This is a genomic window from Nonomuraea turkmeniaca (genome assembly GCF_005889735.1).
Taxonomy (GTDB): Bacteria; Actinomycetota; Actinomycetes; order Streptosporangiales; family Streptosporangiaceae; genus Nonomuraea; species Nonomuraea turkmeniaca.
In genome coordinates this window covers 1-10404 of record NZ_VCKY01000316.1, presented here as the reverse complement: position 1 = coordinate 10404, position 10404 = coordinate 1, and the positions used below count along the sequence as shown (strand labels likewise).

Sequence of the window (10404 nt, the reverse complement as noted above, 5' to 3'; positions counted from 1 at the left end):
GCCCCAACCCACGCGGCATGGAGGACCTCCAGAGAAATCGGTAAGCACGACTACCGAATTCCTAGTCATCCTGATCAGCCGTTGTCTATGCGACAGGTGTGGCCAGATCCCGACTTGTCGTGAACTCGCCAAGAAATCTGGACAAGGGCCGGTCCGCTGGCCGACGCGCTCGCCACCCACTACACGGCCATCGCTGACGACCGGCGCGGCGCTGCACGAGCGGCCGGCGACCACTTGATTTGATCAGAGGGCAGCGGCGCATGGCCGGGCACGTTGGGGTTGTTAACGTGCTTAAGGCTGATTTGTCACTTTCTTGCTTGGGAGCTCCCAGATGCATGATGACCGCACCCTGGTCGAAGCCCGCCTGAGGCGTGTGCTGGACGAACGCATCCGTCCGGCCGTGTACCCCGAGGCCGTACCGCTGGACGTGGCCGTCTGGCACGCGCCCGGCGAGCCGGTGCCGGTCGCGGAGGGCCTGGCGGCGGCACCGGAGCCGATCGCCGCCGGCACGGCGTGGGGAGCCCCCTGGGGCACGAGCTGGTTCACGGTCACCGGCACGGTGCCGCGCGAATGGACGGGCCGCACCGTGGAGGCCCTGCTCGACCTGGGCTTCGACGAGAGCGTGCCGGGCTTCCAGTCCGAGGGCCTGGTCTACCGCCCCGACGGCTCCCCGGTGAAGGGCCTCAACCCCCGCAACCACTGGGTACGCGTCGGATCCCCGGTCGACGGCGGCGAGCAGGTGCGCCTGCACATCGAGGCCGCCTCCAACCCGGTCATCCTCGGCCACCCCCGCTTCCAGCCGACCCAACTGGGCGACAAGGAGACCGCCGGCGACGACCCCCTGTACACGCTGGGCCGCATGGACCTGGCCGTCTTCGACGAGACGGTGTGGCACCTGGTGATGGACCTGGAGGTCGCGGGCGAGCTGATGGCGGAGCTGCCGGTGGAGTCCGCCCGCCGCTGGGAGTTGCTGCGAGCAGTGGACCGCGCCCTGGACGCGGTCGACCTGCAGGACGTCAACGGCACGGCCGAGGCGGCCCGCGCCCGGCTGGCCGAGGTGTTGTCGGCGCCGGCCGTGCCGTCGGCGCACCGGATCAGCGCGGTCGGGCACGCGCACATCGACTCGGCCTGGTTGTGGCCGCTGCGCGAGACCGTGCGCAAGGTGGCCCGCACGGCCGCGAACATGACCGCCCTGCTGGAGGACGACCCGGACTTCGTGTTCGCGATGTCGCAGGCCCAGCAGTGGGCGTGGATCAAGGAACACCGGCCCGAGGTCTGGGCGCGGGTGATCAAGGCGGTGGCGACCGGCCGGTTCGTCCCGGCGGGCGGCATGTGGGTGGAGTCCGACACGAACATGCCCGGCTCGGAGGCGATGGCCCGGCAGTTCGTGCACGGCAAGCGGTTCTTCATCGACGAGTTCGGCGTCGACAACGAGGAGGTGTGGCTGCCGGACACGTTCGGCTTCGCCGCCGGGCTGCCGCAGATCATCAAGGCGGCGGGGTCGAAGCGGCTGCTCACGCAGAAGATCTCGTGGAGCCAGACCAACACGTTCCCGCACCACACGTTCCTGTGGGAGGGCATCGACGGGACACGGATCTTCACGCACTTCCCGCCGGTGGACACGTACAACTGCTCGATGAGCGGCCGTGAGCTCGCGCACGCGGCCCGCAACTTCAAGGACAAGGGCGTGGCGCGGCACTCGCTCGCGCCGACCGGCTGGGGCGACGGAGGTGGCGGCACGACCCGCGAGATGGTCGCCAAGGCCGCCCGGGTGCGCGATCTGGAGGGCTCCGCCACGGTCACGTGGGAGACGCCGGCCGATTTCTTCGCCAAGGCGGAGGCCGAGTACGCCAATCCGCCGGTCTGGGCCGGGGAGCTCTACCTGGAGCTGCACCGCGCCACGCTCACCAGCCAGGCCAAGACCAAGCAGGGCAACCGGCGCAGCGAGATGCTGCTGCGGGAGGCCGAGCTGTGGGCGGCGACCGCGGCCGTGCGCGCGGGGGCGGCGTACCCGTACGAGCAGCTCGACCGGATCTGGAAGACGGTTCTGCTGCACCAGTTCCATGACATCCTGCCGGGGTCGTCGATCGCGTGGGTGCACCGGGAGGCGAGGAAGACGTACGAGGCGGTGGCGCGGGAGCTGAACGCCCTCATCGACGCCGCGCAGCGCGCCCTGGCGGGGGAGGCGTCCGGCGGCACGCTGCTCTTCAACTCCGCACCGCACACCCGCCACGGGGTGCGGGCAGGCGGCGCGGGACGCCCCGGGCCCGGCGTGGCCACCCGAGCCATGGCCCGTGAGGAGGGCGGCTACGTCCTGGAGAACGACCTGCTCAGGGTCGAGATCGACGACCGCGGCCTGGTCGTGTCGGCCTACGACCGGTCCGCCGGCAGGGAGACGGTCGCGCCCGGCCGGGCGGCGAACCTGCTGCAGCTCCACCCCGACTTCCCCAACAAGTGGGACGCGTGGGACGTGGACGAGTTCTACCGCAACACGGTCACCGACCTGGTCGGCCGCGACGAGCTGAGCCTGGACGGCGAGACGGTCCGCGTCCGGCGCTCCTTCGGCGGGTCACAGGTGACGCAGTTGCTCACGCTGGCCGGCGGGCGGCTCGACATCGTCACGGAGGTCGACTGGCATGAGACGGAGAAGTTCCTGAAGCTGGCGTTCCCGCTGGACGTGCACGCCGACCGGTACGCCTCCGAGAGCCAGTTCGGCCACAACTTCCGCCCCACCCACACCAACACGAGCTGGGAGGCCGCCAAGTTCGAGGCCTGCAACCACCGCTTCGTGCACGTGGAGGAGCCCGGCTGGGGCGTCGCGCTGGTCAACGACTCGACCTACGGCCACGACGTCACCCGCACGGTCGGCGAGGGCGGCACGACCACGACCGTCCGCGTGTCCCTGCTGCGTGCCCCGCGTTTCCCGGACCCGGAGACCGACCAGGGTGTGCACACGTTCCGGCACGCGCTGGTGCCGGGCGCGGCGATCGGCGACGCGGTCCGGGAGGGCTGGTTCGTCAACCTGCCCGAGCGGCGCGTGCCGGGCGGGGCGGAGGTGGAGCCGCTGGTCGCGGTGGACGACGACGCGGTCGTGGTGACGGCGGTCAAGCTGGCCGACGACGAGAGCGGCGACGTGGTCGTCCGGTTCCACGAGTCCCGGGGCGGCCGTGCGCGCGCCACGCTGACGGCGGCCTTCCCGTTCGCCGACGTGGTGGCCACCGACCTGCTGGAACGCCCGCTGTCTGGCGAACCGCGCCGCGACGGGAACGCGGTGTCGCTGTCACTGCGTCCGTTCGAGCTGGTCACCCTGCGTTTCAGCCGCTCAGCAGGGTAGTCCCGAGCCGCGGCGCGTACGTCGCGTGGAAGACCAGCGAGGCCGCGCCGATCGCGGCGGCGTCCGCCGCGATCGGCGAGGTCTCCACGCGCACGGCGTGCAGGCGACGGGCCAGCGCCCGGCTCGCGACGGCCCGCGCGATCACTTCGCGGTAGATCTCGCCCACCTCCCTGAGCGCGGGCCCGCCGAGCACGAGCAGGTCGATGTCCAGCATGTTCACCACGCTCACGGCGGGGCGGCGAGCCGCCCCGCCACCCGCTCGATCACCTGCCGCGCCGCGGGTTCCCCCCGGGCGGCCGCGGCGCAGACGGCGGCATGGGTGACCTGTCCGCCCATGGCCGCCTCGATGGCGCTCGGGCAGCACACCGCCTCCACGCATCTCCGGTTGCCGCAGCTCAGCGCCAGCGATGGTGCTGTTCTTGACGGCGAGCTCGCTTGCCGTTCTCGATCTGGATGGTCAACTACCATCGGCTGGAGCCGGTGGTTTGCTCTCACGGTCCCGTCTGGCTGAAGGGAGGCCGGTAGCGTGCGGCTGGTTGACAACAGCCCAGCCCGCCACGCCGCGTACGGCGATGTTGCAGGCCGCGATGTGATCGGCGTGCCCAGCGAGGCCACACCCGGTGCAGACGAACCGGCCCCGGGCGGGCCGATTCGCTCTGGAGACGCACCCGCAGTCGGGACAGGCCTGCGCGGTGTAGGCGGGGTCGACCACTGTGAAGGCGACCCCGGCCCGCGCGGCCGGTGCGTTCGGCTTCGCGCACCACATGCTTGCTGATTTGGTGGTTGACGTCGGTCATCATCCGGTGCTCACGCCCCGATAGGCGGCGCAGCACCCGCCGCGCCGAAGAAGTGCCCTTCTTCTGCAAGCGACGGCGCTGCCGATGCCGCCGCCCCCGCAGACTGCGCACATGCCCGTTGCCGCCAATCGGGCCGGGCAGGGCGGCGCCAGGCAGCACCGCGCCGTCGTTGCTGACGGCCAAGTTCGCCACCCCTTGGTCCACCCCGAGGAAGCCGTTGACCGGCTCGCGCACCGCAGGTTTGGGCAGGGTGACGCTGACCTGCAGCAGCCACACGCCGCGCCGGAAGATCAGGTCGGCCTCGCCGAGCGGCAACGTGTCGACGGCCTTAAGATCCTCCGGCCGCCCCGTATATGGCACGGTCACGCGGCCGGTGGGGGTCCACAGCGACACGGTACGGGCATCACGGTTCCAGCTCATCAGCCGCGCGTCGTAGGGAACGGCGCCGTACGGGCGGAACACGTGAGCGCGTTTCTTGGTGGCGCGCCGGTTGGCATAGGCACCGGCCACCCGGGCGATAGCCCGCACGGCCGCCTGCGCGCCCAGCCCGGCGAACTGTGCGCGCACCGGGTAGTAGGCGAGCCGGTGCAGCTCCAGTACGGTGAAGACGCGCTGCCGCCAAGCCTGCCCCGAGACGAACGTGGCCGCCTGATTGCACAGCAGCACCGCCGCTGTGAGGGCGTCGACCTGGGCGGGGGTCTCGAATGGAGGGGTCCAGCTCCCCCCGCTCCCGAAGGACCCGGGTGTCCGCACCAAGATTCTGATCAAGAACTCCATGGACGGCGTTCCGGCGAGCCCGGAGAAGGTGGCCTGGATGGGAGGGAGCGGGCTGGGTCCGCCCCCTGATGGCCCGTTCTTCTCCCAGTGCGGCCAGCCAGCGGCTGCCTTCTCCGTCCTTTACACTGCGGTCGTCCTCTACGTGGCGGTCAACAAGTATCTGGCCGGCTCCTTCGACTTCGCCGGCTCGGCCAGTATCCGGCCGCCGGCGGCCACCACTCCGGCTGCGGCCTCGTCCGCCGACGACACCAGCCAAGCCGGGGCCAGGTCGAGCCCGGTCGACAGGACGATCTCGGTATCGCTGTCGGGCAGCGACAACCTGGCCTGTCCGAGCTCGTCGTTGCGCCACAGCAGCTCGTGCCCGAGCCGGTCCCGGTAGAAGCTCAGACCGCTGTCGAGGTCCGGCACCGGCACGGTGACCGCGTCGACCTTCCGCAACAGCGGCGAACTGTCAGGATGTGGCATCCCCTGACGATACGCCCGCGGTCCTGGACCGCGGGGCGTACGCCGGCCGAGGACCTCGGCGCCGACCTGGTGACGTCCCTCCCCGTGTGGGCAGGTAGTCCTCACTTACCAGCGATAGTTGAAAGGCATACGGTTGACCCATGGTCGCAACCCCAGACCCGGTGCACTGGCGCGGCGTGCACCATCTCGCCCTGGTAACCGCGGACATGGACGCCACCGTGCGGTTCTGGCACGGTGTGCTCGATGCCCGCCTGGTCACCACCCTTGCCGTGCCCGCGTTCAAGCACTACTTCTTCGAGGTGGCGCCGGGTAACACCGTCGCCTTCTTCGAGTACACCGACCAGCCGCTCGACAGCTTCGCCAAGCCCGCGGGCGTGCCGTACGCCAAGGCGGCGCAGTTCGATCACCTGTCGCTGCACCTGCCGGACGAGGACGCGCTCAACCGCATGCGCGACCGGCTCAAGGCACACGGGTGCGAGGTCACCGACGTCATCGACCACGGATTCCTGCGGTCGATCTACTTCAGCGACCCGAACGGCATCGCGCTGGAGGCGTCCTGGTGGACCATCGACCCGACCGGGCGGCCGGCGGACTACGCCGACGAGCGGCTCTTCGGCGACCCCGACCCGGTGCCCGCCGTACGGGAGCTGCGTGACGACGGCCGGCTGCACCACACGGTCGCCACCCGCCTGGTGGACGGCATCATCGAGGATCTCAGGCGCGAAGGGATCACGCTGGAGCCTTGACGACCCCCGGATCACTCCCGGTCACGATCCCGCAGCTGCTCGCCGCCGCCGCCAACCGCGACGGTCCCTGGTTGCACGGCGACGCGGTGATCACGTTCGCCGAGGCCGCCGCCCTGGTGGGCGGCGAGGCGCAGACCCTCGCCGCCCAGGGCGTGCGGCACGGCGACATCGTCATGCTCGTGGCCAGGACCACCCCGCGCGACCTGATCTGCTGGCTGGCCCTGACCGCGCTGGGCGCCATCACGCTGCCGGTCAACCCGCGCAGCACGGACCGAGAGCTGGACGCCCTCATCGAGCAGGCCGAGCCGGCCCACATCATCAGGACACCTGGCCCATGGCCGCGGCCCGCCGATCTTCCGACAGGCCTCGTCAAGCCGGACGATCTGGCCGCCCTCATCCCCACCTCGGGCACCACCGGCCGTTCCAAGCTGGTCATGCAGACCCACCGGGCGTACGCGCTGGCCGGTCAGGGTTTCCCCCACTGGCTCGGCCTGACCGGTGACGACCGGCTGATGACGACGCTGCCGCTGTTCCACATCAACGCCCCCGCCTACTCGGTCATGGGGTCCCTGTCCTGCGGCGCCGGCCTGATCCTGGTGCCCCGTTTCTCCGCCCGCACGTTCCTGGACGACGCCCGGCGCCACGGCGCCACCGAGTTCAACGCGATCGGCGCCATGCTGGAGATCCTCATGCGGCAGCCGGAACGACCGGACGACGCCGACAACCCGCTCCGGCTCTGTTACACGGGCCCGGCCCCGGCCCGCGAGCGGCAGCTGGAGATCGAGCGCCGCTTCGGCCTGCGGATCGTGGTCGGCTACGCCCTGTCGGAGACCCCGTACGGGCTGATCTGGCCGCGTGGCGCCCGCCCGTACGAGACGCTCGGCACCCCGCGCCAGCACCCCGGCCTGGGCACGATCAACCATGCGCGGGTGGCGGAGGACGGCGAGCTGCTCCTGCGCAATCCAGCCGTGACCCCCGGCTACTGGGGCATGCCCGATGAAACCGCCAAAACCATCAAGGAAGGCTGGCTGCACACGGGCGACCTGGTGACGGCGAACCCCGACGGCACGTACACGTTCGTCGCCCGAAAGAAGGAGGTCATCCGCCGCCGCGGCGAGAACCTGTCGCCACTGGAGGTCGAGGAGACCGTGGCAGCCCACCCCGACGTGCTCGAATGCGCGGTGATCGGGGTGCCGTCCGAGCTGACGGAGGAGGAGGTGAAAGCGTTCGTGATCGCGGTCCCGGGACGCGACCTCGACCTGGCCGTACTCCGCGAGTGGACGGCGGCGCGGCTGGCGGCGTACAAGGTGCCGAGGTTCTGGCAGCAGCTGGACGCCCTGCCACGGACCCCCACCGCGCGCGTGGCCAAGCACCTGCTCCCGGCGGCCGGGGGACGCGACCTGGGGTGAGAGGATCCGTCCGCCGATATCGCCGGCGACGATCACTACGGTGACCGCCATGAACCCGGACCACCACGACCAACATGCCGCTTGAGCTGCGCGGATGAGGTTTCCGGCAGGTGCACTGTCCAGGGCGTTGTCACAGATCGGGGTGCTGTCTTGTCTGAGCTGGTGCACGGCCGGATCGAGCCGGCCACCGTCCCGCGAAGGAATCCTGATGAGCACCGATCACACTCACGCTCACCACCTCGAGAACCCGGACAAGAGCGGACCACCGCCGAAGATCGACGTGGTCGCCACCGTGCCGGGGGCGCCGCCTGCGCCGGAAGGGGCCGAGGCGATGACGCTCCTGGTCACGTTGCCGCCGAACAGCCCTGGTGCGCCGCCTCACCGGCACTCCGGGCCCGCGTACGGGTACGTGGTCAAGGGGTCCATCAACTTCGAGCTCGAAGGCGAACCCGTGCGGGTCGTCCGGGCGGGTGAGGCCTTCTGGGAGCCTGGTGGGGACGTGATCCACTACCAGGACGGCAACCACCTCGCTGACGAGGAGTCGGCGTTCGTGGTGACGATGTTCTGCGCGCCCGGGCAGCCGATGTTGACCGTGGTCAGCCCGGAGGAGTTGGAAGCTCGGCGAGACCGTCGCGCGCCGCGGTCCTGACCAAGGTCCCTTGACTGCGCTCAATTCGCATCTGCCTGCCCTTGCCCGTGAGGTGGACAGTGGTCGCAGTGCCACCACTGCGCGTTCCTGTTCACCACCGCACGTTGAAGGCGACATACCGGGCCCCGCAGCCTGGCACCAAGGTTCCGGTGTTCTTCATCGGTCAGTTCAGGCAGGTGCGCCGTTCAGGATCTCGACCTGGCCTGTGTCCAGGGAGTAGTACGCGCTGACCACAGCCAGGACTCCCTTGGTCACCAGCGGTGCGAGGTCTCGATTGCCGCGCAGGGCGTTCGCGGTCAATGTCACCTGGGCCCTGGCCATCGCCTCCGCGGGATCGGCGTGGTTCTCCTGCGCGGCCTGTTCGTATGCCGGACGGAGAGCCTCCAGGATCGCCTGGAGGTTGCCCGGCAGCGGCTTGCCCTCCCGCAGGGCACTGTACGCCGCCGAGACCGCGCCGCACCGCTGGTGACCGAGCACGACGATCAGCGGGGTTCCGCTGGTCATCGGCCCGTACTCGACGGAACCGGTGATGACGGGCCCTATCGCCACCCCACCGCTACGCATGACGTACAACTCACCCAGACCGGTGTCGAAAACGAGCTCGGGTGGCACCCGAGAGTCGATGCACGACAGCACCGCGCCATAGGGCTGCTGGCCGGAGGCCAGCAGCTCCCTGCGGGTGGGATCGCGATCCGGATGCTGGAGTGCGTTGGCCACCCAGCGTCTGTTGCCCTCCATCAGCCGTTCGTAAGCAGCCTTCGGCGTGCCAGGAGACGGTCCTGCCAGAGATGCGGGCCCGGCCTTGTGCATCTCGTTCGTCACCTCGGCGGATGAGCAGCCGACGAGGCAGGCCGCTGTCAGGGACGCGGTTCCCACGAGGAGCGTCCGCCGCCGCGGACCATCAGCTTGAAGGCTCATGACCTGCCCCTTTCCTCTGTCGGGCCTTTCCACGACTCACAGGCCATCGGGCCTCCGAGGGACGGGGGGTCAGCACACGATGAAGATGCTCTTCCAGCCCACCGGCGTGCGCTGCTCGGCGTTCCGGTTGGAGGCCAACGTGAAGTGCGCGACACCCTCGGCATTGGGCCGGTTGTACATGCGCCCGCTCTGACCGTCGCCGTACCACTTGTAGGAGCCGTTGAAGGGGATGTTGGACACGCCGCACCGGTCGATGACGACGCTTCTGCCGGTGAAGCCGGGGCCTTCGTAGGCGACGTACTGCGATGCGTAGGCGGCGCCCGCGGCTCCGGCGACGACGGCGGCGGTGAACGCGGAGGTGAGGATGAATCTCTTCACGGAGGTCCTTCCAAGGTCTCGCCGACGGATACTGTGCGTCATCGTAAAGCAACTCTCCGTTGCCAGCCAAGTGAATGCCCGCAGTACAGCACGGGGCGACCGGATGGCCGGCGGCGAACGTCCTAGAGCGCGGGCATGCGCGTCGGGCGGCGGCGCAGGTGCACAGCCAATGCAGCGCGAGCAGGAGCCGATGCCACCAGCGCCCCGTCACGGCGAGCCGGCCAAGTAGCAGGACAGCGACGATGAGCAACCCGCTGCCGGCGTTGGCCCACTGCGCCAGCGCCACCTCGCCCGGCCCGAAATCCGCGTAACCGGCGGGCGGCACGTGCGGACCGCCGGTGATGCCGAGCCGCCCTTGCAACGCGTACGAGACCTTCGACGCCACGTAGAGGCCCGTCCATCCCATCGCCACATACGCAATCTTCATGACACTGCTCCCCCGTCGTCCGGAGCCGCCATTGTGCGGCGGCGTTCAACCGCACGGATTCCCTTGCGCGGGGGAGATCGGTCCCCCGCGGGAGGGAGGAGGTAGGCCGCCGCAGGCCCAGCACGGGTGATGGCGGCCGCGTACAGGACCCGTCGACTCGGGCATGGTCGGGTGATGCCGGCGCGACGGGATTCACCGCTCGCGAGTGCGGCGCAACCGGCGGGCGGGTGCACCTGCCGCCGCCACGAGGTTCCCGCAGCTCAGTGACCTGCTGGCCGTCACACCAGCAGGTCACAGAGCCGCAGGTCAGCGCTAGATCCGGAAGAACAGGTTGAGGTAGCGGTCGGCGATCGCCAGGTCGCCCCTGACGGTGCCGGCGTTACTGCGCCCGAACGTCGTGAGCACCATGCTCCCCGCGTCGAACTCGATGACGGTCGGCAGCCCGGCCAGCTCACCCTGCGCGTACGTCATCCCGCGCGGCCCCACCGAGACACGGAAGCCGCC

Annotated in this window: 11 protein-coding genes and 1 pseudogene; 4 read left to right on the top strand and 8 right to left on the bottom strand. The window is 70.2% G+C overall.

Annotated features, from left to right (window positions below):
- Positions 1–331 precede the first annotated feature (331 nt).
- A complete protein-coding gene (locus ETD86_RS49040) occupies positions 332–3334 on the top strand; it encodes an alpha-mannosidase (RefSeq protein WP_138673483.1) in 3003 nt (1000 codons plus the stop codon).
- Here the strand turns inward: ETD86_RS49040 and ETD86_RS49035 are convergent.
- From ETD86_RS49035 to ETD86_RS49025, 5 genes and pseudogenes are all read right to left on the bottom strand, one after another.
- The gene (locus tag ETD86_RS49035; protein WP_138673482.1) at positions 3315–3548 is read right to left on the bottom strand and encodes a hypothetical protein; all 234 of its coding nucleotides are present in this window, start codon (positions 3546–3548) and stop codon (positions 3315–3317) included. The two genes, ETD86_RS49040 and ETD86_RS49035, sit on opposite strands and share 20 nt — an antisense overlap.
- A gap of 11 nt (positions 3549–3559) precedes the next feature.
- Complete coding sequence (locus tag ETD86_RS56270) at positions 3560–3709, bottom strand: hypothetical protein (RefSeq protein WP_170223710.1); 150 nt, start codon at positions 3707–3709, stop codon at positions 3560–3562.
- Between the two features lie 82 nt (positions 3710–3791).
- Entirely contained in the window at positions 3792–4100 is a 309-nt protein-coding gene (locus ETD86_RS60445; RefSeq protein ID WP_170223709.1) for a zinc ribbon domain-containing protein, read from the bottom strand.
- Positions 4090–4551 (bottom strand): annotated as a pseudogene (locus ETD86_RS60440) (RNA-guided endonuclease TnpB family protein); the annotation flags it as partial. The pseudogene ETD86_RS60440 and the gene ETD86_RS60445, both read right to left, overlap by 11 nt.
- 495 nt (positions 4552–5046) lie before the next feature.
- The gene (locus ETD86_RS49025; protein WP_138673480.1) at positions 5047–5373 is read right to left on the bottom strand and encodes a VOC family protein; all 327 of its coding nucleotides are present in this window, start codon (positions 5371–5373) and stop codon (positions 5047–5049) included.
- Positions 5374–5513: 140 nt separating this feature from the next.
- Between ETD86_RS49025 and ETD86_RS49020 the strand changes: the two genes are divergently transcribed.
- The 3 genes from ETD86_RS49020 (at position 5514) to ETD86_RS49010 (ending at position 8177) form a co-directional block, all read left to right on the top strand.
- Positions 5514–6119 (top strand): VOC family protein, encoded by a 606-nt coding sequence (locus ETD86_RS49020; protein ID WP_138673479.1) that lies wholly within the window; start codon positions 5514–5516, stop codon positions 6117–6119.
- Complete coding sequence (locus ETD86_RS49015; RefSeq protein ID WP_138673478.1) at positions 6116–7528, top strand: AMP-binding protein; 1413 nt, start codon at positions 6116–6118, stop codon at positions 7526–7528. Before ETD86_RS49020 ends, ETD86_RS49015 begins: the two co-directional genes overlap by 4 nt.
- Before the next feature lie 208 nt (positions 7529–7736).
- The gene (locus ETD86_RS49010; RefSeq protein ID WP_138673477.1) at positions 7737–8177 is read left to right on the top strand and encodes a cupin domain-containing protein; all 441 of its coding nucleotides are present in this window, start codon (positions 7737–7739) and stop codon (positions 8175–8177) included.
- Between the two features lie 168 nt (positions 8178–8345).
- On the opposite strand, the gene ETD86_RS49005 is transcribed toward ETD86_RS49010, so the two are convergent.
- From ETD86_RS49005 to ETD86_RS56260, 3 genes are all read right to left on the bottom strand, one after another.
- Positions 8346–8915, bottom strand: a complete 570-nt coding sequence (locus tag ETD86_RS49005) for a carbonic anhydrase (RefSeq protein ID WP_138673476.1) — start codon at positions 8913–8915, stop codon at positions 8346–8348.
- A gap of 249 nt (positions 8916–9164) precedes the next feature.
- Positions 9165–9473, bottom strand: coding sequence for a MiAMP1 family antimicrobial peptide (locus ETD86_RS49000; protein WP_170223708.1), 309 nt, complete (start codon positions 9471–9473; stop codon positions 9165–9167).
- Positions 9474–10212: 739 nt separating this feature from the next.
- Positions 10213–10404: hypothetical protein (locus ETD86_RS56260; RefSeq protein WP_211370810.1), on the bottom strand; the 192-nt coding region annotated here is incomplete at its 5' end.